Origin of the sequence: Chitinophaga cymbidii (assembly GCF_007992715.1) — a bacterium.
GTDB classification, from domain to species: Bacteria; Bacteroidota; Bacteroidia; order Chitinophagales; family Chitinophagaceae; genus Chitinophaga; species Chitinophaga cymbidii.
In genome coordinates this window covers 1,848,402-1,875,244 of sequence record NZ_BKAU01000001.1, presented here as the reverse complement: position 1 = coordinate 1,875,244, position 26,843 = coordinate 1,848,402, and the positions used below count along the sequence as shown (strand labels likewise).

The following is a 26,843-nucleotide window of genomic DNA, read 5'->3' as shown; positions in this document are numbered from 1 at the left end:
ACCCGTGAGGAAAAAAAACGTAGTTCTGGAAAAAGTTCCCGTAACAGGCTATGCCGCCGAGGGCAAGGCATTAGCGCGGGTGGACGGTAAAGTGATCTTTATCGAGGGAGGCGTTGTGCCGGGAGATGTGGTGGATGTAAGGCTCAGCAAGAATAAAAAAGACTGGGCGGAAGGGAAAGCACAGCTCTTCCATACTTACTCTCCGCAGCGGGTGGAGCCGTTCTGCGAGCATTTCGGGCTCTGCGGCGGCTGCAAATGGCAGATGCTGCCTTATGAGAAACAGGCGGAATACAAGCAGCAGCAGGTGGAAGATCATCTGCGGCGCATCGGGCATCTTGAATTCCCGGACATGTACCCCATCCTGGGCGCATCCAAAACCCGCCGCTACCGCAACAAGCTGGAATTCACCTTTTCCAATAAAGCGTACCTGACAGACGACGAGATCCGCGCTGCAGGCGAGGAGTGGCCCAAACGCAACGCATTGGGGTTTCATATACCCAGGCTGTTTGACAAGGTGCTGGACATCCGTACCTGCCACCTGCAGGAGGAGCCCGCTAACCTTATCAAGAATACCGTAAGGGAATGGGCGGAAAAACATTCGCTTTCCTTTTATGATATCCGCCGCCAGGAAGGCTGGCTGCGCAACCTGGTGCTGCGCATCTGCACCACCGGGGAAGTGATGGTGAACCTCGTTATCCATTATGAGGACAAAGCGGCGCGCATTGCGCTGCTGGACCACCTGCTGGCAACCGTTCCCGGTATTACCACTTTGTTATATACCATCAATCCCAAAAAGAATGATAGTATCTTTGACCTGGAACCCAAAGTTTACGCCGGCAAAGGTTATGTGGAAGAAAAGCTGGAAGACTTTACTTTTAAGATCGGTCCGAAATCGTTCTTTCAGACCAATACTTACCAGGGCGAGGTTTTGTACAAGGTTACCCGTGATTTTGCAGGGCTTACAGGCAGTGAAGTGGTGTATGACCTTTACTGTGGTACCGGCAGCATCGGCATATTCGTGTCGCGGCAGGCGAAAAAAGTGATCGGCATAGAACTGATCAGGGAAGCGATCGACGATGCGAAGGAGAATGCCGCCGCCAATGCTGTAAATAACGCCACGTTTTTTGCAGGGGATGTGATCGATATCTGTGATGATGCGTTCTTTGCCGAACACGGCGCGCCGGATGTGATCATTACAGATCCTCCCAGGGCCGGCATGCACGAGAAGCTCACGGCAAAGCTGCTGGAAGTGGCCGCGCCGCGGATCGTATATGTAAGCTGCAATCCCGCCACGCAGGCCCGCGACCTGGCGTTGCTGAACGAAAAATACACGATAGAAAAAATACAGCCGGTGGACATGTTCCCGCATACCCACCACATTGAAAATGTAGTGCTGCTGAAACGTAGATATTAGATTAACGATTAAGTATACACGAAAATGAGCGAGTTTAGGCCCGGCAGATTCCAGATGTTGCCCCTGGTTATCAAGAACCTGTTGATCATTAACGGATTGGTATACCTGGCGCAGATAACGCTGGAAAAGATGAATGGTTATGATCTTTCCGCTTTATTGGGTCTCCATTACTGGGGCTCGGAACTTTTCATGCCTCATCAGTTCGTGACCCACCTGTTCCTGCACGACCCGAGCACTTTCTTCCACCTGCTGTCCAACATGTTTGCATTGTGGATGTTCGGCAGCACGCTGGAAAACGTATGGGGGCCCAAGCGCTTCCTCATTTTCTATATGATCTGCGGCATCGGCGCGGCGTTCTGCCATATGCTGGTGCTCACGTATGACAATATCCAGCTTTCCAACTACGTAGCCGCTTATTTTGCCAATCCGTCTTTTGACACCTTTGCGGCATTCCAGCAAAAATTCGAGATACAGAGTCTGCAGAGTTTCTACGAAGCCTGGAGCGTCAGGCCGGCAGAAAGCCCCGAAATGATCAAGCTGGGCCAATATTACCTCGGCGAATACCTGGAGGTATACCGCAACATGCCTACCGTCGGCGCTTCCGGGGCTGTGTTCGGCGTCTTGTTCGCTTTCGGCTACCTGTTCCCCAACGCCATGCTCTTCATCATTCCCATCCCCTTCCCTATCAAGGCAAAATATTTTGTAGGCTTTTACATCCTGATGGAGCTGTTCCTGGGCTTCCGGAATTCTGCGGGAGACAATGTTGCGCACTTCGCACACCTTGGTGGCGTGCTATTTGCATACATCCTTTTGAAGATCTGGAACAAACGCAACCGGCGGACGTTCTATTGAGGCAAAATGCCTAATTTTGTAATACAAATTATTGAGCCATGCAGTTAACGGAAAAAGAGCGAATGCCCCGCCTTTCTCTCGGCGAGGAGAAGAATATGGTGACGCAGCTGCTTATACTGAATATCACCGTTTTCATCCTGCTGTATTTTATCAGGATCATTTACCAGATGGAAGATTATGGCGTACCGGCCTTCAACCGGGACGTTCTCAGCAATACCCACGTTCCCGCTGACCCCATGCTGCTGCTGCAGAAACCCTGGACCATCATCACCGCACAATTCGCACACATCCAGTTCTGGGACATTTTCAGCAACGGCGTCTGGCTGTTCTGCTTCGGCTCCCTCCTGCAGAATATTTCCGGCCACCGCCTCGTAGTGCCTTTATACATTTTCGGAAGCCTCACTGGCTTCGCTTTCTATATCGCCGGCATGAACCTCGTGCCTGCTTTCAAGCCCCTGGTGGCCGGAAGCGGCATCATGGGCGCCGGAGCAGGTGTAATGGCCCTGGCCGTTGGCGTTACCGTACTGGCGCCGAACAACCGCGTATTTCCGCTATTGATGAAAGGCGGCATGCCCGTGTGGGTCATCACGCTGATCTATCTCGCCCTGAACGGCCTCGCTATTTTCAGCAGCACCGAAATCAGCTATACGTCCCTGCTGTATACGCTCGGCGGCGCGTTCATGGGTTACATGTTCATCGCGCAATTCAAAAGAGGCTACAACTGGGGCAACGGCATCAACAACCTGTTCTTTGCCATCTCCCATCTGTTCCATCCCAAATCCATCCGGGAAGCCCGCAAAGCGGAAACACCCCCGCCCGGCGCTTCCTTCCGCGCCAGAACCTCTCCGGCGCCGTTCACGAAAGTAGGCGCACCTTCCGTGAGTGAGCAAAAAGTGAACGAGATACTGGACAAGATCAACGCGGAAGGAATGGAAAGCCTTACTCCTGAAGAAAAGGAAACATTGCTCCGCGCCAGTAAGGAAAAGAGCGGCGAGTTTTAATTTCCGCCCAACTTTTCCTATTTTCATCTGCATAATTATTCCCTTACGTGAAATACATCCCTGTCATCATCCGGCGTTTGTTGCTCTGGGGTAATGTGCTCCTCGTCATCGCCCTTGTCTGCTCCGCCTGGCTCCGGTACCTGGACCCGGGTACTTTCTGGATCGCCGGATTCGCCGGTCTCACATTTCCTTTTCTCTGGATCGCATGCCTCCTTTTGGCCGCCATATGGTTATTGCTGTACCGCCTCCGTTACTGGCTGATCTCTTTTGCCGGCCTGCTGCTCACCATTCCCGCGCTGCTGCTGACCTGGGGCTTTCACCTGCCGGGCAGCTCCTCCAACCCTCCTGACCGCTCTTTCACCATCATGTCGTTTAACTGCAGCAGCATGGGCCTGAAAGAATACAAGAACGTCCAGCACATACGTTCACGGATATACGAGGAAATACATAAAGCCCGTCCGGATATTCTTTGCCTGCAGGAATTTTACACCAACGATCACCCGGAGAAGACCAATAATTTTGACAGCCTCCGCCTGCAGTTCCAATATCCGTATCACTATTTCGTGAAGCACCGGACGCACTGGAAAAGCTGGCACTACGGCACCATTCTCTTTTCGAAGTTCCCGATCGTGGATTCGTCTATGGTAGACATGGGCGGCGGATCATCCCAGGAAGACCTGCTGACCGCCCGGCTGCTCATTCACGGAGATACCGTGCGCGTCATATCCGCCCACCTGGCAAGCCACCGGCTGGACCAGGAAGATTATAACGTGGTGGCCACGCCGGACAAAGACAAGGTGAAAGGCGTGATGTCCAAAATGAAACGCTCTTTCCGGCTGCGCTCCGCGCAGGCAAAGCTCATGCGGCGGGAAATAGACCAGACCACGGAACCGCTGATCGTGGTGGGCGATTTTAACGACATCCCGCTATCCTACACCTACCGCACCATCCGCGGCGATCTCCAGGACGCCTTTCTGAAAAAGGGCGCCGGCTTCGGACGGACGTTCGCCGCATTATCGCCCACGCTCCGCATCGATTATATCCTGCCGGACAAACGGATAACGGTGGAAGATTTTTCAATATGGAGAAGTAAGGGATTTGAACATTTCCCCGTCATGGCAAGATTAACGATACAGAAATAATGGCCGGCCCAAATTTATTAACGTGTTGTTTGTTAATGCGTTAAATTTATGGCGGTCAAACTATATGCCTTTTGAGATTTTTGCGACTTTTTACAAAGGGATTTTTCCTGATCGTGAACATTGTTACAGTGCTATTTTTCCTGTTGGCCTGCCTCGCACCGTTCATTTCACCGGTGCGGTTCTGGCCTATCAGCTTTTTGACGCTCGGCTTCCCGTTCATGCTTGTTATCCTGTTGCTGTTCCTCATCTTCTGGCTCGTGTTTCACCCAAGGTATGCGCTGATCCCCTTGCTCGCATTGCTGATCGGCTGGAAGTCCGTTTCCGCTTTCATCGCCTTCCGCTGGCCGTCCAGCTGGAACACGAACGACAAACCGGAAGGCAGCTTTAATGTGATGAGCTACAACGTAGCGCTGTTTGGCCTGTACGCGCAAAAGAACAGCCGTCCCACCCGCGAGGCCATGTTCCGGCTGATCAAAGCGCAAAAACCGGATATCCTTTGCCTGCAGGACTTTTATACCAGTGAGAAGAAAGACGATTTCAACAACCGCGAAGACATTTCCGAAGAAATGAAACTGCCGCACCGTTTTTTTTCGAGCGATTTCAACCGGCAGGGCAGCCAGCACTGGGGCTCCATCATCTTTTCGCGGTATCCCATCATCCAGTCGGACAAAGTGAAGATGTCTCCCGGCCCGATGGGCGAAAGCCTCATCTATGCGGATATTGTGCGGAACGGGGATACGCTGCGCATTGTGAACATGCACCTGGAATCCTACCGGTTCAATGCCCAGGATTATCAATCCATCGAAAAAATAAAAAAACAGGAAGACACCGGCCTCGTGGCCGCCAAAGGCATCATGAATAAAATGCGCGACGCCTACATCCGCCGCAGCCGCCAGGCCAATATCGTGGCGGACTTCATCAAGACCAGCCCCTATCCCGTGATCGTTTGCGGAGATTTTAACGACACGCCCGCATCTTACACCTACTTTACCGTAAAAGGCGCTTTGCAGGACGCTTTCCTCCGGAAAGGCAGCGGCATCGGCAGAACGTTTTCCGGTCTTTCACCCACATTGCGGATAGATTACATTTTTGCCGACAAACGTTTTTCGGTGAACGGATTCCGCACGCTCCATGCGGACCTGAGCGATCACTACCCAGTGATCACGAACGTGACGCTGCGGAAATAAGGAGGGCCATCCGCACGCCCGATGCAAACCCGGCGACCATTACCCCGATCAAGACGAACAGCAGGCTGCATGCCCAGAACCGCTACCACCGCTGCAGACAGATTGCAGGCGGCCCGCCGGTATCATGCGCAGGCGGGAATACCTGCTCCGCACCCGGCATTCGACCCCCCCGCAGCAAATGCCGTACATCATTTGAAATTGACAAATCCTGCAGCTTTTTGCTTAAAAAATTCGAAATTCGGGATAGAAAGTCCGAAATTGCCGGTCCGAAATATCAGATATGTCAGAACAGCTTAAACTACACAATACCCTAAGCAGGCAAAAAGAAATCTTTACTCCGCTATATCCCGGCCACGTGGGCATGTACGTGTGCGGCCCTACCGTTTCAGGGGAATCGCACCTCGGCCATGCGCGGCCCAATATCACCTTCGATGTATTGTACCGCTATCTCCTCCACCTTGGCTACAAGGTGCGTTATGTGCGCAACATTACAGACGCGGGCCATTTTGAGGAAGAAGGCCGTGCGGCAGAAGACAAGATCGCCAAAGGCGCATTGCTCGAAAAGCTGGAACCCATGGAGCTGGTGCAGAAGTACACCAACCTCTTCCACTGGGCCATGGAGCAGTTCAACACCCTCCCGCCAAGCATCGAGCCTACCGCCACCGGGCACATCGTGGAACAGATAGAAATGATCAAAAAGATCATGGACGCCGGCTTCGCCTATGAGGTGAACGGCTCCGTTTATTTCGATGTAAAAAAATATTCCGAAGGCCATCACTACGGCATCCTCAGCGGCCGTGTGATCGAAGACCAGCTGGAAACCACCCGTGACCTTGACGGACAGGACGAGAAAAGGAACAAAGTGGATTTCGCCCTCTGGAAAAAAGCGCCGCCGGAGCACCTGATGCGCTGGCCAAGCCCCTGGGGCGACGGGTTCCCGGGATGGCACATCGAATGCTCCGCCATGAGCAGCAAATACCTCGGCAAACAGTTCGACATACACGGCGGCGGCATGGACCTGCAGTTCCCGCACCACGAATGCGAGATCGCGCAAAGCGAAATTGCGCAGGGCGAAATGATGGCGCGCTACTGGGTGCATAACAACATGATCACCATCAACGGCAAGAAGATGGGCAAAAGTTATAACAACCAGATCCGCCTCACCGAGCTTTTCTCCGGCCAGCATCCCTTGCTGGAAAAAGGCTACAGCCCCATGACCATCCGCTTCTTCATCCTGCAAACACACTACCGCAGCACGCTCGACTTCTCCAATGAAGCCCTGCAGGCCGCAGAGAAAGGATTGCAGCGCCTCTGGCACGCTTACGAAGTGCTGCAGAAACTCACCTACGTGAGCAACGGCGCAGCCATCAACGAAGAGCTGGACGCGCAGGTGATCGCCTGGTGCCGCGATTGTGAAACCGCCATGAACGACGACCTCAGCACCGCCAAAGTGCTCGCCAACCTGTTCGAGCTGGCGCCGGTCATCAACTCCCTCCGCGGCGGACAGGTGAAAATGCACGAGCTGAATGAAAGCACCTTTGAATTTCTGAAGCAGACCTGGCAAACCTATCTCATAGATATCCTCGGGCTGAAGCCGGAAAAAGCGCAGGATAGCAACAAGCTGGACGGCGTGCTGCAGCTGCTGATAGACATCCGCAAGGAAGCCAAAGGCAAAAAGGATTACGCTACGTCAGACAAGATCCGCAACCAGCTACTCTCCATCGGCATACAGTTGAAGGACGAGAAAGACGGTACCGTGAGTTATGCCATCGACTAAATCAGCATAATATTTTATGAGGAGGATGATCATACTGGCCGCGATCACGTTTGCTGCCTGTAACCAGGGCAACCGGCAGGGCTCGCAGACGGATAACGATTCCGGAACAGCGGCCGCTCCTGCCTTTTCAGCCGATTCAGCTTACGCCTGTGTTGAAAAGCAACTGGCCTTCGGCCCGCGCATCCCCGGCACACCGGAACAGGAAGCCTGCGCCGCCTGGCTCACCGCATACCTGCGGGCGCTCGCCGATACCGTGTACGTGCAACGCACTACCGTCACGGCCCCGAAGCAAAAATCACTGCCCTGCATCAACATCATCGCTTCCTTCAATCCCGCCGCCAAAAAACGCATCCTGCTGCTCGCACACTGGGACACCCGCCCATATGCGGATAAAGACGCCTTCGATAAAAGCAAACAATTCGACGGTGCGGACGATGGCGCCAGCGGCGTGGCCGTACTGCTGGAAATGGCGCGTCAGTTCGGGCTGGAGAAACCTTCAGCGGGCATAGACATCCTGCTGACGGACGTGGAAGATTATGGCGAATCCGGCGTGGAAGCCAGCTACTGCCTCGGTGCGCAATACTGGGCAAAGCATCCGCACATCCCCGGTTATAAAGCGGATTACGGTGTGCTGCTGGACATGGTGGGCGGACGCAACTCCGCTTTCTACTACGAAAGCTTCTCCCGGCAATACGCCCCCGCGCAAATGAAAATGATCTGGGACGTGGGGAACCGGAGCGGGTTCTCGGATTATTTCCGGTATGAGAACAATGGCGCGGGCGCGGAAGATGATCACTATTACATCAACACGATCGCGAACATTCCCACGCTGGACATCATTGCCACACAGCCGAACGGGAACTTCATGCCGCATCATCACACCACGAACGACAATATTGCCGTGATAGACCGCAGGACCTTGCAGGCAGTGGGACAAACGCTCCTGAACGTGATCTACGGTCAGCCTTTCAATTATTAACCCATGACACCGCACGACGTTTACATACCGCACCTGCACAAGGATAAAAAACTGAAAACGATCATCCCGGGGCCGCTGGAAGTATTACCGGTGCGCCGCAACATCGCGCTGAAGCTCATCGGCTCCATCATGAGCCAGCAGCTTTCCGTGAAAGTGGCTGCGGTGATCTACAAACGATTTTTGCAATTGTATGGCGGCAAAGAACCCAAACCACAGCAAATCCTGGACACCCCGCCGGAAACCCTCCGCGCCATCGGCCTTTCCAACGCCAAAGTAAGCTACGTGCACAACGTAGCCCGCTTCGTGATCGCCGAAAAGCTCACCGACGCGAAACTGCACAAGCTTGGTAATGATGAAGTGATCGCTTACCTGACGCAGATCAAAGGCGTAGGCAGATGGACAGTGGAGATGTTGCTGATGTTCTATCTCGGGCGGGAAGATGTATTCGCCTGCGATGACCTTGGCCTGCAGCAAGCCATGAACAAGCTGTACAAGCTCGATACGGCGGATAAAAAAGCCTATCGCGCAAAACTGATGAAGCTCTCGGAAAAATGGGCGCCCTACAGAACGCACGCCTGCCGGTATCTCTGGGCCTGGAAAGATGCGGTGCCGGTCACCTGATCGTATACGCCTTCAACCGCGTAGTATCCTCCTCCGTATCCGCCTGGATCAGCCCCACCCCTTTCGCAAAAAAACTCGTGCTCAACACCTGCGGCAACACCAATGGCGGCATGGATACGTCCATCTGCACGCCGATCACATCTTTATATTCCTTTCCCAACACCACTTTCACCGTCCCCTTCTCCACGATGGTATACCGCAGCGTCAGCGCTAATTCGCCAAGACCGGGCACCGTCAGCGGCAGCGTTTCCGTCCAGCTTCCGCCCCGCGGCAGATCATCACGCAGATAAACCGTTCTCACCGGTTCCTCCGGCGCATTGGGCAGGCTGCTCACATCCACCAGCTGCATGTATTCGCCGCCATTACAGCGGAACAGGGAAAACCCGCCCGTAGCATCGTCTTCCAGCAAAATATACGGCTCCCCGTTCAAAGACGTGTCCCCGCTTGCCCGTAAAGTATAGTGAATGGTGTCCGCCGGCGTACCGCCGGTCTGTTCGTACTCAAATAAAGAACCCTCGGCATAAGGAGCATAGTCGCAGACATTGCTGCGGTAAGGCCCCTCGAGGCTTTGTTCCTTTCCGCAGGCAGCTACAACGACAAAAGCGATCAAACCAGGCAGATACCTCAGTTTCATAGCGTTGTGGATTCTTGTAATGAAGTTACCCAATGTTTTTTAACAAACGGCGTACTTACGACGCTTATTTTTCGAAAAAATTTAAAGAAAAACTAGATAACTTGACTAGATAAGAATAACCCGTTTGAAAAACCATAAAAAGAGCATACGAAACAGCAACAAACAGTGATCGTTACTATTTTTTAACCCAAAGCAACCTAATCTTTATGCGACCGATTCCACGTTATGGCGGCGCCATCCTGATGGCGGCATTCGCCCTTTTCGGAAACATGCCCGTTTCCAAGGCCCAGAACACGCAGGCCCAGCAATCAAAGAACATCACGGTGAAAGGCAAAGTGAAAGACGTAAAAAATCTTTCCCTGCCCGGCGTTACCGTGATGGTCAAAGGCACGCAGAAAGGGACTGCTACGGACGAAAAAGGGAATTTCACCCTCACGGACGTAGACCCGCAAGCCACGCTGGTACTGCAGTTCATCGGCTATGAACAATTGGAGTACCCTGTAGGCGGAAAGTCCTCGCTGGACATTCTGCTGAAGGAAACTGAAAAACAGCTGGACGAGTATGTGGTGACCGGCTACGGCACCACCAAAAAAGTGACCAAGACCGGCTCCGTGAGCACCGTGAAAGGCTCGGAGATCAAGCAGGCTCCTACCGTGAACGTTTCAAACGCGCTCGTGGGAAGAGTTTCCGGTCTTATGGCCATCAACAGCAGCGGTGAGCCGGGCTACGACGGCTCCCGCATCCTCATCCGCGGACGCAGCACTTTCCGCAACTCCGATCCGCTCGTGGTGATCGATGGTATTCCGCGCGACGGCTACCAGCGCCTCAACCCGAACGACATCGAGAACGTTTCCGTGCTGAAAGACGCTTCCGCGGCCATCTTCGGTTCCCGCGCCGCCAACGGTGTGATACTCATCACCACCAAGCGCGGCCGCACCGGTAAACCCCTGCTGAGCTACAGCTTCAATCAGGGCCTTACACAAGCCACCCGCCTGCCCGAGATGGCCGATGCGCCTACCTACGCGCGCATTGTGAACGAGATCAACGTGAATGGCGGCGATCAGCCCAAATTCACAGAAGAAGAGATCCAGAAATTCGCGGACGGCTCCGATCCCTGGCGCTATCCCAACACCGACTGGATAGACGAAGTGGTCAAGCCTTTGTCCAGCCAAAGCCGGCACGACCTCTCGCTGCGCGGCGGGTCGGACAAATTCGTGTACTTCGTTTCGCTCGGCACCCTTTTCCAGGACGGCATTTACAGGAACAGCGCCACCAACTACAAACAGCACCAGATCCGCGCTAACCTGGACGCGAACGTGAACAAGTACCTCACCATCCGCCTCGACCTCGCGGGCAGGCTGGAAGACCGTAACTTCCCGCCGCGCAGCGCCGGGTCTATCTTCCGCGCCCTGCTCCGCGGCAGGCCCACAGAAGCGGCCGTCTGGCCGAACGGACTGCCCGGTCCGGATATCGAGTACGGTGATAATCCCGTTGTGACCAGCACCAACGAGATCGGCTATCAGCGGGACAAAACCTACGTCATCAACTCCAACCTCGGCGTGATGCTGTACATACCGGGCGTGGAAGGGCTTTTTGTGGACGGCAACTTTGCGCTGGACCAGAACTTCAATTTCAACAAGCGCTTCATCAAACCCTGGACGCTCTACACCCTGCAGGGATTCGACGCCAACGACCAGCCGCAGCTCGAAGCCTCCCAGCGCGGCATTGCTTCACCCGAACTGGAGGAATGGTTTAACCAGAACCAAAGCATCACCATCAACGCCAAGATCAATTACCTCCGTAGTTTCGGCAAACACAATGTCGGCGCCATCGTCGCAATCGAACGCAATGAATCGAAAGGGGATAACCTCTGGGCCAGAAGGCGCTATTTCATGTCAGACGCCGTAGATCAGCTCTTCGCCGGCAGCAATGAAGAAAAGGATAACACCGGCGGCGGTTTCGATTATGCGCGCCTCAACTACTTCGGCAGGCTTTCCTATAATTTCGATGAGAAATATCTCTTCGACTTCAACTGGCGATACGACGGCTCGCAGAACTTCCCGTCTAACAAACGCTTCGGCTTCTTCCCCGGCGTATCCGCCGGATGGGTGCTTTCCCGCGAGAACTTCTGGAAAAGCGCCATCGGCACTACGGTGGATTACTTCAAGGTCCGCGCTTCATACGGACAAATGGGTAACGACCAGGTGGCCGCATTCCAGTACCTGAATACCTTCAACATCCCCGCCGGCGGCATGGTATTCGGAGAAAAAGTGTACCAGGGCATTTACGCACTGCGCATTCCCAACGAGAACATCACCTGGGAAGTATCGAACAACCTGGATATAGCCATCGAAACGAAATTCTTCAACGGGCTGATCGGCCTGGAAGCGGAATATTTCTACACCAACCGCTACAGCATCCTCACCCCAAGATCCGCTTCCATCCCCATCTACACCGGCCTCACGCTGCCGGATGAAAACATCGGGAAAGTGAAGAACCAGGGCATCGACTTGCATCTCACGCACAAACGCACGGTGAAAAAATTTACCTACGAGGTGGTAGCCAATATCTCGCATGCCCGCAACAAGATCGTATTCTGGGATGAAGTGCCGAATGTGCCCGAGTGGCAGCGCTCCACCGGCAAACAGATCGGCGCCAACCTTTATTACGATGCGATCGGCATCTTCCGCGACCAGAAAGCGATAGACGACTATCCGCACATCGGCGGCGCGGTGCCCGGTGACGTTATTTTCAGGGATGTGAATGAAGACGGTGTGATCAACGACCTGGACCGCATCCGCGTGAACCGCTCCGAATACCCGACCTGGAACTACGGCCTCACGCTGGGCGCCGATTACAAAGGGTTTGACCTCACCATGTTATGGCAGGGCGCCACCGGCTCCAGCCAGTACATCCGCACGGAATCCGGACTGATCGGCAACTTCCCGATGAAGATCGCGGCGGACAGATGGACGGAGCAAAACATAGACGCCTCCATGCCGCGCCCTTATGACCGCGACCGCGAATACTGGGTAAGCCGCCAGAACACTTTCTGGCTGTGGGATACCGATTACCTGCGCCTGAAAACCGTTGAGCTGGGCTACTCTATTTCAGAGCGCCTGCGCAAACGGGTAGGGATGGAAGAACTGCGCTTCTATGTGAGCGGACAGAATCTCCTCACATTCGACAAAGTGAAGATCTTCGATCCTGAATCACCCACCGGCAGCGGACAATTCTATCCGCAGACAAGGATCTTCAACGCCGGCCTCAACGTAACCTTCTAAATCATGCGCTATGAACAAGACGATCAATACATTCATCATAACCCTTACGCTGCTGGCCTTCACCACCGCATGCAACAAGGATTTCCTGGAAAAGAAACCACTCACCGAGTTTACAGAAGACGATGTATGGAATGACCCGAACCTGGTACAGGCTTATGTGAACGACCTGTACACCAAAATGCGGCACGGGTTCAACGAAGTCATGCTGTCTTCCATGACGGATGAAAGTCGTTTCATTCACAACTACGGCACCACCACTTCGGTAACCGAAGCCATGTCTCCCGAAGACCTCGGCGCGCTGAACCTTTTCGGGCTTTGGGGCGATCATTACAAAGCCATCCGCAACTGCAACATCTTTTTTGAAATGGTAGATAAAGTGCCTTTTAAAGATGATGCGCAGCGCACGCGGCTCAAAGGCGAAGTGCATTTCCTGCGCGCCTATTTCTATCAGATGCTGGTGAAATACTGGGGCGGCGTTCCGCTGGTAACGCAGATATTCAAGCTGGATGACGGGGAAGCCATGCTGCTCTCCCGCAACAGCTTCGAAGAATGCGTAAAGTATATTACCGATGAGTGCGACAGCGCCATTGCATTGCTGCCGGCAGTACATGAAAGAGATAACACCGGCCGCGCCACCAACTACGCCGCAATGGCCCTGAAAGCCAGGATGCTGCTGTATGCCGCCAGCGATCTGTTCAACCGGCCCGGCAATACCGAGCCCGCCTTTGGGTATGTGGGCGGTGACCGCCAGGCCCGCTGGATACTGGCAAGGGATGCCGCCAAAGCGATCATCGACAGCAATGTGTTCTCCTTGTACAAACCTTCCACATCACCGGTGGAGAACTATACGCGGATCTTTCTTGACAAAGACAACCCGGAGGTGATCTTCTGCAAATACTTCAACCGCCAGCAACTCGGCACTTCGCATGATCTGTACAACGGTCCGAATGGCTATCACAACTGGGGTGGTAACGTTCCGCTGGAAAATTTTGTGGAAGGATACCAGATGGCAGACGGCACGCCGTTCAACTGGAACAATCCCGACATGGCAAAGCAGCCCTATGTTGGCCGCGATCCCCGCTTTTACGCCACCATACTTTATAATGGCGCTCCCTGGAAAAAACGCCCCAGCGATGCGCAGGCCAACGACCCGGTAGGCGTTATCCAGACGGCCCGCTATGAACGGAGAAGAGCGGACGGCACTATTGAAATGGTCAACGGGCTGGATACGCGCAACAGTCCCATCGAAAACTGGAACGGCACCTACACCGGCTACTATCTCCGCAAGTTCATGGACATCAACCTGGATGCGCAGTTCTTCCGCGGCGACCAGTCCTGGCTGTTCTTCCGTTATGCGGAGATCAAGCTGAACTTCGCGGAAGCCTCCCTGGAACTTGGCGACGAGCCCTCCGCCCGCAGTGCGATCAACGAAGTACGCACCCGTGCGGGCATGCCGGCGCTGGCCGCTTCCGTAACCGGTGACGCGCTGACGGAGATGTACCGCTATGAACGCCGGTATGAACTGGCCTTTGAGGAACACCGTTACTTCGACGCGCGCCGCTGGCTGATCGCCACCACCGTGTTCAGCGGTCCCGCCAAGGCGATCGACATCGAAGGCAAACTGAACGGTAATACACTCGTTTACACTTACAAAGTATTAACATCCGGTGTGCAGGAACGCAAGTTCACCGAAAAGCACTACCTCCTGCCCATCATGGCGGAAGAGATCAGAAGAAATAACAAGATGATCCAGAATCCATTGTATTAAATCCCGCCGCTGGGGCTGGTCCGGGAGCAATTGCTTCAGGGCCGGCTCCAGTGTTTGTGTATAAAACACACATTTGTTTTTGAAAATTTTCTATTCATTTTGATTGTTGAATCACAGGAAATCGTACTTTCGTTTTCCGGTTAACAAAACATTAACCTCATCGAAAAGAAATAGCTTAAGAAGAATCCCGATAAAAAGACACGTCAGCCCGGTCATAACATTAAGACAACTATCTGCTCATATTTACTTAATGCGCCCTTAATGTTACGTTAACGACAGCCTCAGAACTTTGCATTGTAAAACTTACTTACAGGACCCGCAGAGTTAACTAATTAAATATCCAAATCACCATGAAACACAGTTTTGTTTTCTCACCAAAACATCTTTTAACAGTCGCAGCACTGGCCCTTTCCCTGCAGGCAGCCGCGCAGCAGGAAACCTTTGCCTACGCCGGCGGCAAGGGCAGCAAAACAAAAGCTGCTCCTGTGGAAACCAACGACATGATCAAAAAAGGATACAAGCTGAACATCCAGCAGGAAAATGTGGAAGATCTCCGCTTCGTTGTGCAGATCGACAACCCCGCCGGAGAAAAGCTGACCCTCTTTATAAGAGACGCCAATAACAACACCCTGCACAAAGAAGTGCTGGACCCGGCTTCACCCAGGATTGTTGCCCGTTATAAAATGGACAAGCTGGATGATGGTGCGTACACGTTCGAGATCCGCAATGGCAAAAGCAAACTGGAAAAAGCCATCGACATCCGGACGGAAACCATCATCAACCGCGTAGCCTCCGTGGCTTCTGTAGAATAGATCGATCCCTGTTCCGCTGAATATGCGAACGGCTTCTCCCAGCTACCGGACTTATGAAACGACAAAGACTGCGTTTCCGGCAGCCTTGAAGTTATGAACGAAAAGGTTGCTGAATATGCGAATCGTTTAGGCAGCCTTGAAGCCGTTGAACGAAAAAGACTGCCGGCTGCGGCAGTCTTTTTTATGCAGGTATCTTTCTGCTATTAAAAATTGCCGGACAAAAGCCCGTTGCTCATCGCACTTCTGTCTACCATAGCATCGTACAGCACTTCCATCATATTGCCGCGCACGTTCAGCTGCGATATTTTCGTGTTGGCGCCGCCGTTAGGGCATACGCGGTTGCTCAGGTAAACGAATACCAGGTTGTATTGCGGGTCTACCCACACGCAGGTGCCCGTAAATCCGGTGTGCCCAAACGTAAGCGGGGAAGCGCTTTTGCAGGGGTAGGCGTTGGTTGGCCGGCGGATGGCATTATCTTTTTCAGGCTTATCGAAGCCCAGTCCGCGCCGGCTGATGCTGCTGCCATAAGATGAGAACAGCCGGATGGTTTCCGGTTTAATATATTCCTGCCCGTTAAAGCTGCCGCCGTTCAGCAGCATCTGCATCACCACACCGAGGTCCGTGGCATTGGAAAAAAGTCCCGCATGCCCCGCAACACCGCCGAACATGGCCGCCCCCGGGTCGTGCACATCGCCGCGTATCCACTGCACCCTGAAATAATTTTCGAACTCCGTGGGCACAAGCTGCTTCAGCGGCAGGCGGCTGCGCGGCTGGAAGCCCGTTGTCACCAGGCCCAGCGGCTCATAGAAAGTTTCCCGCACGTAGCGGTCCAGGCGCATGCCCGTGATGGACTCCACCACTTTGCCGAGGAAAATAAAATCGTTGTCGCTGTAAATGTAATGCCTGCCGGGAGGAAGCAGCCGGCTGTCCAGTATCCGCCGTTTAATGGTATCGATGAAGGCGGGCGCCATGTAGAGGCTTTCCGCTACGCGGACGGTATGTGTGGAATCGAGGATGGGTTTGTAAAGCGAGGTATCCGGCCAGCCGTTGGGATACAGCGTTTCGCGGTAAAATGGTATCCACGCTACGAGGCCCGCCTGGTGCAGCAGGATGTCCCGGATGCGGAGATTTTCCTTGTTGCTGCCTCTCACCCATATGAGGTATTTGCCCAGGGTGCTGTCCAGATCCAGCTTTCCTTCGTCGTACAGGCGCATGACGGATAAGGTGGTAGCGCAGATCTTGGTCACGGAAGCGAGGTCGTATACGGAATTCTCCTTTACTTTTTCACGCTGGCTGTAGTCGTAGTACCCGAAGTTTTTGTTATAGACCATCTTGCCGTCTTTCAGCGCCAGTATCTGGCAGCCGGGAGCCGCGCCCTTGTCGATCATATCATACGCCAGCGAATCGATGCGTTGCAGTATCTGGCTGTTCAGGCCCACTGATTCGGGCGCCGCAGATTGCAGTAATGCGGGCGGCGGGGGAGGAATGATGGACGTGATGCCTGTTCCGAAATGATAGTTTTCGCAAACGGTCACCGGCAGCTTGCCTTTCGGTTCCAGTTGCCCGAAGAGCACTTTGGCTACTGCTTTATGCGTGATGCTGTCGTCTTCATACGCAGCAATAATGGTAGTGGCGTCGCAGAAATAACGGATCGCATACGGGTTACCGAACGCAATGGTGGCAGCGGGCATTTCTTCCTGCAGCTGGTTGATCAGCATGCGGGAAGCGTTGTTAAGCCCGTAGTTATTCGCCGGGCGGCGACTGTAGTTCTGCACCGCGATGATCACCGCCTGGTAGTTGTCTTTCAGGCGCTTTACCATCGCGGGTATCTGGCTCGCCGGCTGGCGGGAAGAGAATATATAGGAATCCACGTCCTTCCGGTATTGCTTCACCGCGTCCAGGAAAGTATTGTTGCCGTCCGTCCCTACAGATACTACGGCGATCTTCTGTTCGGCGTCCTCCGTTTTGAAAGGCAGCAGATGATTATCGTTGCGGAGCAGTGTGATGGCATTTTCGGATATGCGTTCCCGTAAGGGAAGCACAGCGGCGTTCAGGTCGTTGGTGATATTGGCCGGGTCGATGGGTTGAAGATGGGCGAGGCCGAGCTCATATTTTGCGCGCAGTACTTTTTTCACGCGGCGGTAAACTTCATCACGGCTGATCCTGCCTTTTTTAATGGCCTGCGCGATGGCGGCAATGCTCCCTTTGGCCGTGGAGGGCAGTTCCATCAGGTCGTTGCCCGCCAGCAGGGATTGCAGGGATTCCTGGCCTTTGCTGTAATATTTGGAGATCCCTTTCATTTCCAGCGCGTCGGTCACAACGAGCCCGTCAAACCCCATGTCTTTCTTCAGCAGGTTGGTGACCGTTTTGTAGGAAATGGAGGTGGGTGTATTGGCTTTGCTATCGATCGCGGGGATGTAAAGGTGCGCGATCATGATGGAGCCTACGCCGGCCTCAATGGCCCGGCGGAAAGGGTACAGCTCCAGCGAATCCAGCTCTTTCAACGATTTATTGATGGACGGCAGATCGTAATGCGAATCCACATCGGTATCGCCGTGGCCCGGGAAGTGCTTGGCGCAGGCCATGACGCCTACGTCCTGCATGCCTTTGATCATGGCCACACCGTGGCGTGCCACCTGGTATTTGTCCTCCCCGAAAGAGCGGTCGTTGATCACGGGATTGTTGGGGTTGTTGTTCACGTCGAGCACCGGCGCGAAATTATACTGGATGCCCATGCGCTTGCACTGCTCCCCGATCGCCTTTCCCACTTCATAGATCAGCGTACTGTCCTGCACGGCGCCCAGCATCAGGTTGCGCGGAAAAGCGATCACGCTGTCCACAAACCGCATCCCGAGTCCCCACTCCGCGTCTGTCGCCACCAGCAGCGGCACTTTGCTGATGGCCTGGTACCTGTTTATCAGGTGGGCCTGTCTTACCGGCCCGCCCTGGAAAGTAACCAGTCCACCTATTTTATTGTTCCGGATATCGGCCATGACAGACGCCACATGGTCCGCTCCCAAGTTGGAATGCATACGGATCATGATGAGCTGGGCAATGCGCTCCTCGTGGCTGAGGGTATTGAACACGCTGTCTGCCCAACGCTCTGCGGGCGTTGCGGCGGGCTTATCGGAATATACGGGTTTGTTATCTGATGCCGGGACCGGGTTCCCGTTTGCGGTGAGTAGCATCCCGGAGAGTCCTAATACCAATAATTGCTTCATCATGCTATAAACTTACAAAATTTGTGCTGCTAAAAGCGCCGGAGCAGCGATAAAAGTGATTGGCGGTTAATACATTACAGCCATGCTTCATATAAAAGACCATCTCGGGAATGTTTACCGTGTTAAGCGAGAATGTTTTTAATTTCCTCTATCGTTTTGCTTGATTTATTGAATACTATTTATTATTTTTCATTATTATTATTCGTTATTTAAGCAATTTGAATTTTAATTACCGATACATTCAATTGTTTGTTATATTTGCACCTTACGGAAGTTACGGAAGAACTGTAACTTGTTTATCTTACAGGTAAGCCCCCGGCTTACGAATTGAACACATTATAGAAGAACATGGTCAATCTTATTTTATTTGGCCCTCCCGGTAGCGGGAAAGGAACGCAGAGTGCCAACATTATTGAGAAATACGGACTTCTCCACCTGTCAACCGGGGATTTGCTGCGTTCCGAGATCGCAGACAAAACGCCGCTTGGGTTGGAAGCAAAGAAATTCATGGATCAGGGCAACCTTGTGCCGGATGAAGTGGTGATCGGGATGATCAGCTCAAAACTGGATTCAAACCCCGAAGCAAGGGGCTTTATATTCGACGGCTTTCCCCGTACAACGGCTCAGGCCGAGGCACTGGACAAGCTGCTGGCCCTGAAGAAAACATCTATTTCCATGGTGCTGAGCCTGGAAGTGCCGGAAGACGAGCTGGTGCGCCGCCTCCTGGAACGCGGGCTGACCTCCGGCCGCAGCGACGATGCCAGTGAAGAAGTGGTGAAGAACCGCATCGTGGAATATCACAACAAAACGGCCCCGGTAGCGGACCACTACGCCAAATTCGGCAAATTCAGGAAAGTGAAGGGCGATGGCAGCATCGAGGCCACTTTCGTGCTGCTCAGCAAGGAAATTGACGAGCTGATAGGCGAAAGGGAGCGGGTTTGACCTGGCAGGCACAGTGGATTTGACCCCTTGCCGGAACGCGAAACTATCGCGTTAGCTATAGTCCTTTAAGCAACGAATTATAATTGTTTAAAACGCAAAGATCATGTAAGGCGAAACTTTACGATCTTTGCGTTTTGCTTTTGCGCATTTTGCGGCGGATCTTTTACAGGTTATTTTTGAAGCCGTCACAAGCGCGTGATATTGAACAATGGAGAATTTTGTAGATTATATCAGGGTATTTTGTAAGTCCGGCCACGGAGGCGCGGGCAGCAGGCATTTCATGCGCACGAAGTTCAAGGCGATGGCCGGCCCGGACGGCGGCGACGGTGGCCGTGGCGGTCACCTGATCCTAAGGGGCAACTCACAGCTGTGGACCCTGCTGCATTTACGCTGGTATAAGAACGTGATCGCGGAGAACGGCGGAAACGGCAGCGGGGACAATTGTACCGGCGCCAACGGAAAAGATATTGTCATTGAAGTGCCGCTGGGCACGATCGTTCGTGACGAGGAAACCGGGGAAGTGGAAGCGGAGATACTGGAACACGGGCAGGAAGTGATTTTCATGCCCGGGGGGCAGGGAGGGCGCGGAAACGCCTATTTCAAAAGCGCCACCAACCAGGCCCCGGAATACGCTCAACCCGGAGAGCCGGGCCGCGAGGGCTGGAAACTGCTGGAACTGAAAGTACTCGCGGACGTAGGGCTGGTAGGGTTCCCCAACGCCGGGAAATCCACCCTCCTCTCAGCCATCACGGCAGCAAAACCCAAGATCGCGAATTACGCTTTCACCACGCTCACGCCGCAGCTGGGCATGGTGGAGTACCGGGACAATAAATCCTTCTGTATGGCCGATCTTCCGGGCATCATAGAAGGCGCGCATGAAGGTAAAGGTCTGGGACACAGATTCCTTCGGCATATTGAAAGAAATTCCGTATTGTTGTTCGTGATTCCGGCAGACAGTGCGGACCACCGCAAGGAATACAATGTGCTGGTGAATGAGCTGGAACAATATAATCCGGAGATGCTGGACAAGCAGTTCCTGGTTGCCATCAGCAAAAGCGACATGCTGGACGATGAGCTGAAAACCGCTATAGCAGCGGAACTTCCGCCGAATGTTCCACATGTGTTCATCTCCTCGGTCACACAAACCGGGTTGCAGGAATTGAAAGATGTTTTGTGGGACGCGCTGAATGCGGAAGTAAGCCCGTCTTCCTTATAAAATTACAAGCCACCCTAGCTCAGCTGGTCAGAGCGGTTGTTTCGTAAATAACAGGTCGTCGGTTCGATCCCGATGGGTGGCTCAGAAAGTCCGCTTCTCCCGGTAGGCGGCGTTGGAGAAAATGATCTCCTCATATTTTCTGATCAGTTCAACCAGGTCTTTCCACCTGTCCGCACGATCATTCCAGCTATAATACTGGTCGAACAATGCTTTTGTTGCTGTGATGTCCCGGTTATTGAAATGATAGGCGATCATATGCAGCATGATCTCCTTGCGGCTGCCATCGTCCCATCCTTCTTCGTCCAGCGCCGGTATGCCGCGGCTGGAGAGATAGGCCAGGTTGATAACGATCGATTCATTGAGCTGCGCGTTCGTTGGGGCCGGTGTTAATTTTCCTTTGTCAAAAATGATGTTGATCTCGGCATTCACGTCCTGCCGCGGCAGTTTTTCCGTAATGGTGCAATTGTAGCAGCTGTGGTAATAGCCAATGTCCTGGTAATAGTACAGGGACAGTTTGTTACCCGATGCATACAGGCCGCCGGTGTAAGAAAAGACGAGGTCAAACCGGCCGCCTTCCCCGAATACAAAAAGATGATCCACATTGCAGCAATGCGCGCCACCGGTATGATAGCTCAGCAACAGTTCGGGCATGCCATCGTTATCGATGTCTGTTACCGAATAATTACTGCGGAGGTGCGCTTCGTTGTTAAGGAACTGCTTTAATGTGGAAGTTTGACCATCCAGCACCAGCGAGGGGTCTGCGGGAAGAACAGGCGCTTCGTTGTTTGTCACGAACAGTCTGCGGGTCGTGTCCGGCAATTTCACTTCCTGATAGCGGACAATGGGCCTTTTCTCCCTTGGTGCGAACAGGTATAGCGAAACGAAGAACAGCAACATGATGGCGCCGGTAATAATAACCATCTGCCGGGGTATGTTGTAGGGCTGTGATGTTGGTTGCGCTGATGGCTGCACCGGTGGCTGGTAGGGCGCATGCGCTGCGCCACCGCGCCGTTTCAGCTCCTCTTCATATTTCCGGATAAGTGCATCCTTGTAAGCGATGTTGGCCGCGGCGGCTTTGTATCTTTTCAGTTGTTCATCGTAACGTGCTTTCTTTGCGGGATCGGATAATGTATCCCAGGCTTCCAGGATGGCTTTGAACTGATCTTCATAGAATTTCTCCCCGTTGTTTTTGTCGGGATGAAATTTCATAGATAGCTTTCTGAATGCGCTTTTGATCTGGTCAGGGGAAGCGTTTTCATCTACGCCGAGTATGTAATAAAAATCACGCATTGGTACACAACATACAAAAACGAACGGTATAATCCCTTCATTTATTGCTATCCCGCCGCCGCGGGAATGAACGAAGGTGGATGGGGCATGAACCCCGTGATTGTTCAATGCTGCGCCACCTGCCGATATGAAACAGCGGCTGTTGCGCAACAGGCATCAATATTGGATCAATCACCGAAAAGGCAGTATGCGGAACCTGATGAAAAACGTGCATATAGGGACTTCGGGATGGAGCTACAAGGACTGGAAAGGGCTTTACTACCCGGAAAAACTCAAGCCCATTCAATACCTGCACTACTACAGCCGGGAATTTAAATGTGTGGAAATCAATACCAGTTTTTATCATTTGCCGAAAGCAAAAACGGTGATCAACTGGACGATCGCGGTGCCGGATGATTTCCGCTTTTGCCCCAAGCTCAGCCGGTATATCAGCCATTACCAGAAACTCCACGATGCGGAGGAAAGCCTTCGCCTGTTCTTTGACCTTTTTGATCCGGTGAAGGAAAAGCTGGGGCCTGTTCTGATTCAGTTGCCGGCGCAGGTGCCTTTTCAGGCAAATGTGGCGGAAGCATTTTTTGCTTTGTTGAAAAAAAGTTATGCTGATTATGAATTTGCCCTGGAGATCAGGCATGACAGCTGGCTGGAGCCACAAAGTGTGCAATTATTGCAACAGTATGATATCTCCCTGGTGATTGCGCAATCGGGCATGCCTTATCCTTATCATGAGATATTGACGGCGAAGCATGTTTACCTGCGTTTTCACGGGCCGGGGAAACTATATGCATCAAAATATCATCCCAATACCATGCGGGCTTACGCCCGCAAATGCGTCCGGTGGCTCCGGGACGGGCATAAGCTCTGGATCTTTTTTAATAATGACTACTTCGGGTATTCGATCGAGAATGCGCGGTTGCTGGAAAAGTATATCCGTGAGGGGTTAGGAGAATGACGCGGGGATTAGCCGGGGGCCGCGCAAGAGAAGAGCTACGGATGCGGAAAAAAAGAGAAGGTTTGGTGCGGATGTTCCGGGAGCGGCGCAAGAGAAGAGCTGCGGATGCGGCGAAAAAGAGAAGGTTTGGTGCGGACGTTCCGGGAGCGGCGCGGCGCTGCGAGGTACAAAGGAAAAAGAAAAGGTCCGCTGGAAAACGGACCTTTTACTAACTAACCCAAACAAACGTTTAATCTTCTGTTAACGTTTAAACTCTTCTTCTGTACAGCGCCTGGTTAAAGGGTTAGCGTCGCGCTGCCAGCAATTCTTTATGCCTGTTCTGCCAGTTTCGCCTTGATCTTGGTTTCCACTTCGGTGGCTACCTCAGGGTTGTCCAGCAGCAGTTGTTTCACGGCATCGCGGCCCTGGCCCAGTTTGTTGCCTTCATAGCTGAACCAGCTACCGCTTTTCTGGATGATACCATACTCCACGCCCATATCAATCAGCTCACCCACTTTGGAGATGCCTAAGCCATAGATAATGTCGAACTCGGCCTGACGGAAGGGAGGTGCAACTTTATTTTTAACAACTTTTACTTTTACACGGTTACCGACTGCTTCATCGCCGTCCTTGATCTGGCTCATGCGGCGGATATCCAGTCGCACGGAAGCATAGAACTTGAGTGCGTTACCGCCGGTAGTGGTTTCGGGGTTGCCGAACATCACGCCGATCTTTTCACGCAGCTGGTTGATGAATATACAGCAGCTGTTTGTTTTGGAAATGGTGGCGGTGAGCTTCCGCAATGCCTGGGACATGAGGCGCGCCTGCAGACCCATTTTGCTTTCACCCATTTCGCCTTCCAGCTCGCCTTTCGGCACCAGCGCGGCCACGGAGTCGATCACCACTACATCTACGGCGCCGGAGAGGATCAGGCGGTCCGCTATTTCGAGGGCCTGTTCGCCGTGATCAGGCTGGGAGATCAGCAGGGAATCCACATCCACTCCCAATCTGCGGGCATAAGAGCTGTCGAATGCATGCTCCGCGTCCACAATGGCGCAGATACCGCCTTTCTTCTGCGCTTCGGCAATTGTATGTATAGCAACCGTGGTTTTACCGGAAGATTCAGGACCATAGATCTCAACGATACGGCCTTTGGGGAAACCACCGATACCGAGTGCGATATCCAGGCCCAGCGAGCCTGTGGAGATCACTTCCATCGGGGCTTCTGCCTTCTCGCCCATCATCATCACGGAACCCTTCCCGAAATCCTTTTCAATCTTGTCCATCGTAAGGCGAAGGGCCTTCAGCTTATCAGTATTAACGTTTGACATCTTCGTACGTTTAGGTTAGTAGTTATTGGTTTTGCAAATATAATTCAATTTTCGAATTGTCCTAAAAATTTTAGCATTTCCTTGCTAATATTAATAGTATCCGGTGTTTTGTTTTAATTGGGGTAACACGCAACGGACAATGCAAAGATGCATCGCTTTTACGCACGGAATATGCGCAGCGAAAAAAAATTTTTTGAAGGCTGTCCGGACAGCGAAAAGAAAGCTGAAGAGTGCGACGCAACGGCGGCTGAGCCGTGCACAGCCGCTGACTACAAAAAAAATTACCCGACGATGGCGTACGCGATCAATTGCGAGAGAATGCCTACGATGAAGCCTGCATACACTTCGCCCGGGCTGTGCGCGTTCAGCACCAGGCGTGCCGTGGCCGCGAAACCGGCGAGCACGAAAGCCACCGCCAGCGGCAGGGACACGTTCATGCCCATGCCCCACATCAGGGCCATCAGGAAGCCGAGCACGCCGCCCCAGCCTACCGTGTGCATGCTGATCTTCACGAAGCTGTTGGCTACGAAGGAAACGACGACGGAAATGAAGATGCCGAGGAAAAATGCGTTATAAAAACCGGGACTGAGGCCCTGGCGTTTGAAGGTGTAGAAAGCCCAGAAATAGAAAATTATTGTGCCTACATATGGAATGATGCGGTCCCGCTGACCGCTGAGCTGTATGCTGTCCACAAACTTCAGCAGCCGCGCCAGTACCACTACCAGCAAGGGAAACAGCAGGCAGGTGACGATCACGCGGATGAAGAGCGCGTCGTACGGGAAGCGCAGGCTGATCTGTTTGAAGCTCACAAAGTACTCGGGCAGCGCGGTAACGGCTATCAGCGTAATGAGCAGGGGTATGAACAGGGGATGCAGCAGGTAAGAAAATACCTGTGCGGCTGCCCGCAAGCCGGGCGAAAAACTAACGTTGGTGCGCTCTTCCATGAAAATTTATAATTCTTTGCGTAAACGTGCTACGGGAATGTTCAGCTGCTCGCGGTACTTCGCCACGGTGCGGCGCGCGATGTTGTAACCCTTGTCCTGCAACATTTTGGTGAGATTTTCGTCGCTCAGCGGCTTGCGTTTGTTCTCCCCTCCGATCATATCGGCCAGTATCTTTTTCACCTCGCGGGTGGATACTTCCTCGCCGCTGTCTGTGGACAGCGATTCGGAGAAGAAGAACTTCAGCTTGAAGGTGCCGAACTCCGTCTGTACATACTTACTGTTGGCAACGCGGCTGACGGTGGAGATATCGAGCTGTGTAACATCCGCGATATCTTTCAGGATCATGGGCCGCATGGTGGTTTCGTCGCCGGTGAGGAAGAAGTCGTACTGATAGTTCATGATCGCTTCCATCGTGCTCAGCAGCGTGTGCTGGCGTTGTTTGATGGCGTCAATGAACCATTTGGCAGCGTCTATCTTCTGTTTGATGAAGAGCACGGCTTCTTTCTGGCGTTTGTCCTTTTTATCTCCCCGGTCATATTCCTTGAGCATTTCGCGGTAGCCTTCGGAGATCCGCAGGTCTGGCGCATTTTTGCTGTTGAGGGACAGTTCGAGCTTGCCGTTATTATTGAGGATGAAAAAATCCGGGATCACATAGCTCTCCGCTTTATTCAGCACGCTGTAATTGCCGCCGGGTTTGGGATTGAGCTTGATGATCTGTCCGATCGCTTCCTTCAGGTCTTCGTCCGAAAGGTTGAGCGAGCGCTGGATCTTTTCGTAATGTTTTTTGGTGAACTCGTCGAAATAATTGTCGAGAATCTGGGTGGCGGTGATCGCGCCGGGATCTTCGGGGTTCTTGCGCCGCAATTGCAGCAGCAGGCATTCCTTCAGGTCTGTGCAGCAAACGCCGGCGGGGTCGAACTGCTGGATGAGCTTGATAAGCTGGCGGATCTCTTCTTCGTCTGTCTGCACATTCTGGGAAAAGGAGAGGTCATCTACGATGGCGCTTACTTCGCGGCGGAGGTAGCCATCGTCATCAATGCTGCCGATGATCTGCTCCGCGATGCGCTGCAGACGGTCGTCCAGGCTGAGCATGCCGAGCTGCGCCAGCAGGTGGTCGTGGAAAGTGGTTTCCACGCGGATGGGGATGGTGCGGTTTTCGTCGGGGTCCGGGTAATTGTCGTCGCGCAGCTTGTAGTCCGCGATCTCGTCATCTCCTTCAGAAACGTATTCGGATATATCGATGTTGTCGTATTCGTTTTCGCTGCCATCGGGTTCAAACTCGTCTTCCGTTTCTCCTGCTTCAAATTCCTCGCTGTTGTCCTTGAAATCATCTTCCTGACCGTCTTCGCTGTATTCCAGCGCTGGGTTTTCCTCCAGCTCTTCCTTGATGCGTTCTTCGAGCACGGCCGTGGGAACCTGCAACAGTTTCATGAGCTGAATCTGCTGGGGAGATAATTTCTGTAATAATTTCTGTTGTTGCGTTTGCTTTAACATGGCTCG

Annotated in this window: 20 protein-coding genes and 1 tRNA gene; 15 read left to right on the top strand and 6 right to left on the bottom strand. The window is 53.1% G+C overall.

All coding sequences use genetic code 11. The features are described from left to right. The first annotated feature begins 4 nt into the window (after window positions 1–4). The 8 genes from rlmD (at window position 5) to CCY01nite_RS07590 (ending at window position 8,973) form a co-directional block, all read left to right on the top strand. The gene (gene rlmD, locus CCY01nite_RS07625) at window positions 5–1,414 is read left to right on the top strand and encodes a 23S rRNA (uracil(1939)-C(5))-methyltransferase RlmD (RefSeq protein WP_146859338.1); all 1,410 of its coding nucleotides are present in this window, start codon (window positions 5–7) and stop codon (window positions 1,412–1,414) included. 24 nt (window positions 1,415–1,438) lie between these two features. Then, the gene (locus CCY01nite_RS07620) at window positions 1,439–2,266 is read left to right on the top strand and encodes a rhomboid family intramembrane serine protease (protein WP_146859336.1); all 828 of its coding nucleotides are present in this window, start codon (window positions 1,439–1,441) and stop codon (window positions 2,264–2,266) included. A 38-nt stretch (window positions 2,267–2,304) separates the two neighbouring features. Further along, complete coding sequence (locus CCY01nite_RS07615; protein WP_146859334.1) at window positions 2,305–3,267, top strand: rhomboid family intramembrane serine protease; 963 nt, start codon at window positions 2,305–2,307, stop codon at window positions 3,265–3,267. 47 nt (window positions 3,268–3,314) lie between these two features. Continuing rightward, window positions 3,315–4,409 carry an endonuclease/exonuclease/phosphatase family protein gene (locus tag CCY01nite_RS07610; RefSeq protein ID WP_146859332.1) on the top strand — a complete coding sequence of 365 codons (1,095 nt, stop codon included), beginning with the start codon at window positions 3,315–3,317 and terminating at the stop codon, window positions 4,407–4,409. Between the two features lie 71 nt (window positions 4,410–4,480). After that, on the top strand, window positions 4,481–5,596 hold the full coding sequence (locus CCY01nite_RS07605) for an endonuclease/exonuclease/phosphatase family protein (RefSeq protein ID WP_146859330.1): 1,116 nt from the start codon (window positions 4,481–4,483) through the stop codon (window positions 5,594–5,596). A 280-nt stretch (window positions 5,597–5,876) separates the two neighbouring features. Next, window positions 5,877–7,373 (top strand): cysteine--tRNA ligase, encoded by a 1,497-nt coding sequence (gene cysS, locus CCY01nite_RS07600; protein ID WP_146859328.1) that lies wholly within the window; start codon window positions 5,877–5,879, stop codon window positions 7,371–7,373. Window positions 7,374–7,389: 16 nt separating this feature from the next. Then, window positions 7,390–8,352, top strand: a complete 963-nt coding sequence (locus CCY01nite_RS07595; RefSeq protein ID WP_146859326.1) for a M28 family peptidase — start codon at window positions 7,390–7,392, stop codon at window positions 8,350–8,352. A 3-nt stretch (window positions 8,353–8,355) separates the two neighbouring features. After that, window positions 8,356–8,973, top strand: coding sequence for a DNA-3-methyladenine glycosylase family protein (locus tag CCY01nite_RS07590; RefSeq protein ID WP_146859324.1), 618 nt, complete (start codon window positions 8,356–8,358; stop codon window positions 8,971–8,973). On the opposite strand, the gene CCY01nite_RS07585 is transcribed toward CCY01nite_RS07590, so the two are convergent. Further along, a complete protein-coding gene (locus CCY01nite_RS07585) occupies window positions 8,966–9,607 on the bottom strand; it encodes a hypothetical protein (RefSeq protein WP_146859322.1) in 642 nt (213 codons plus the stop codon). The genes CCY01nite_RS07590 and CCY01nite_RS07585 overlap by 8 nt on opposite strands. A 206-nt stretch (window positions 9,608–9,813) precedes the next feature. Between CCY01nite_RS07585 and CCY01nite_RS07580 the strand changes: the two genes are divergently transcribed. The 3 genes from CCY01nite_RS07580 to CCY01nite_RS07570 all read left to right on the top strand — a co-directional run bounded on the left by CCY01nite_RS07580 (window position 9,814) and on the right by CCY01nite_RS07570 (window position 15,471). Beyond that, window positions 9,814–12,891 carry a SusC/RagA family TonB-linked outer membrane protein gene (locus CCY01nite_RS07580; protein ID WP_146859320.1) on the top strand — a complete coding sequence of 1,026 codons (3,078 nt, stop codon included), beginning with the start codon at window positions 9,814–9,816 and terminating at the stop codon, window positions 12,889–12,891. A gap of 10 nt (window positions 12,892–12,901) precedes the next feature. Beyond that, window positions 12,902–14,659: a RagB/SusD family nutrient uptake outer membrane protein gene (locus CCY01nite_RS07575; protein ID WP_146859318.1), complete on the top strand. Its 1,758-nt coding sequence runs from the start codon at window positions 12,902–12,904 to the stop codon at window positions 14,657–14,659. Window positions 14,660–15,009: 350 nt separating this feature from the next. Then, window positions 15,010–15,471, top strand: coding sequence for a hypothetical protein (locus CCY01nite_RS07570; RefSeq protein ID WP_146859316.1), 462 nt, complete (start codon window positions 15,010–15,012; stop codon window positions 15,469–15,471). Window positions 15,472–15,674: 203 nt separating this feature from the next. Here CCY01nite_RS07570 and CCY01nite_RS07565 read toward each other — a convergent pair whose 3' ends face one another. After that, on the bottom strand, window positions 15,675–18,695 hold the full coding sequence (locus CCY01nite_RS07565) for a serine hydrolase domain-containing protein (RefSeq protein ID WP_146859314.1): 3,021 nt from the start codon (window positions 18,693–18,695) through the stop codon (window positions 15,675–15,677). 345 nt (window positions 18,696–19,040) lie between these two features. Here CCY01nite_RS07565 and CCY01nite_RS07560 point away from each other — a divergent pair, with 345 nt between their 5' ends. The 3 genes from CCY01nite_RS07560 to CCY01nite_RS07550 all read left to right on the top strand — a co-directional run bounded on the left by CCY01nite_RS07560 (window position 19,041) and on the right by CCY01nite_RS07550 (window position 20,932). Next, window positions 19,041–19,634: an adenylate kinase gene (locus CCY01nite_RS07560; protein WP_146859312.1), complete on the top strand. Its 594-nt coding sequence runs from the start codon at window positions 19,041–19,043 to the stop codon at window positions 19,632–19,634. Window positions 19,635–19,842: 208 nt separating this feature from the next. Continuing rightward, on the top strand, window positions 19,843–20,850 hold the full coding sequence (gene obgE, locus CCY01nite_RS07555; protein ID WP_146859310.1) for a GTPase ObgE: 1,008 nt from the start codon (window positions 19,843–19,845) through the stop codon (window positions 20,848–20,850). Window positions 20,851–20,858: 8 nt separating this feature from the next. Then, window positions 20,859–20,932 (top strand) — tRNA-Thr (locus CCY01nite_RS07550). Here CCY01nite_RS07550 and CCY01nite_RS07545 read toward each other — a convergent pair. Then, entirely contained in the window at window positions 20,932–22,140 is a 1,209-nt protein-coding gene (locus CCY01nite_RS07545) for a DnaJ domain-containing protein (protein ID WP_146859308.1), read from the bottom strand. The two genes, CCY01nite_RS07550 and CCY01nite_RS07545, sit on opposite strands and share 1 nt — an antisense overlap. Before the next feature lie 187 nt (window positions 22,141–22,327). Between CCY01nite_RS07545 and CCY01nite_RS07540 the strand changes: the two genes are divergently transcribed. Next, on the top strand, window positions 22,328–23,089 hold the full coding sequence (locus CCY01nite_RS07540) for a DUF72 domain-containing protein (protein WP_146859306.1): 762 nt from the start codon (window positions 22,328–22,330) through the stop codon (window positions 23,087–23,089). A 308-nt stretch (window positions 23,090–23,397) separates the two neighbouring features. Here CCY01nite_RS07540 and recA read toward each other — a convergent pair whose 3' ends face one another. The 3 genes from recA to rpoN form a co-directional block, all read right to left on the bottom strand. Continuing rightward, entirely contained in the window at window positions 23,398–24,399 is a 1,002-nt protein-coding gene (gene recA, locus CCY01nite_RS07535; protein WP_146859304.1) for a recombinase RecA, read from the bottom strand. Window positions 24,400–24,680: 281 nt separating this feature from the next. Further along, a complete protein-coding gene (locus tag CCY01nite_RS07530) occupies window positions 24,681–25,343 on the bottom strand; it encodes a hypothetical protein (RefSeq protein WP_146859302.1) in 663 nt (220 codons plus the stop codon). Window positions 25,344–25,349: 6 nt separating this feature from the next. Further along, window positions 25,350–26,837 carry an RNA polymerase factor sigma-54 gene (gene rpoN, locus CCY01nite_RS07525; RefSeq protein WP_146859300.1) on the bottom strand — a complete coding sequence of 496 codons (1,488 nt, stop codon included), beginning with the start codon at window positions 26,835–26,837 and terminating at the stop codon, window positions 25,350–25,352. Window positions 26,838–26,843 lie beyond the last annotated feature (6 nt).